This is a genomic window from Pseudomonas sp. IPO3778, assembly GCF_013386825.1.
Classification (GTDB): domain Bacteria; phylum Pseudomonadota; class Gammaproteobacteria; order Pseudomonadales; family Pseudomonadaceae; genus Aquipseudomonas.
This window is the reverse complement of the sequence record NZ_JACARC010000129.1, coordinates 1-324: the sequence shown is the minus strand read 5'-3', so window position 1 is coordinate 324 and position 324 is coordinate 1. Positions and strand designations below refer to the sequence as shown.

General features: G+C 43.5%; 1 protein-coding gene. It reads left to right on the top strand.

Annotated elements, in window-relative coordinates:
- Positions 1–21 precede the first annotated feature (21 nt).
- A partial coding sequence (locus HX855_RS32880; protein ID WP_375140101.1) for an FRG domain-containing protein occupies positions 22–324 on the top strand: 303 nt, incomplete at its 3' end.

Below are 324 nucleotides of genomic sequence, written 5' to 3'. Positions count from 1 at the left end.
GCAACAGTCGAATATCAATTAATTCGCGACTTTTATAGAATTGCAGACATGCAAGGACTCTATATACCAGAATCTAAACTACTTCGAAATCTACATTACAAAAAAGCCGAATATAATACAATGGCAGGATGGAAAACCGGGGACACTTGGCTTCCAGATGACATGCTAAATGCGGCTGCCCTAGCTCAACATTACGGGGTTCCTACACGCTTACTAGACTGGACTTACGACCCCCTGGTAGCGGCTTATTTTGCAACGGCACCAAAGCTTAGCGGAGAAAAAAAGGGGTTCAATACAAATGGCGAGCTATGTATTTGGGGACTT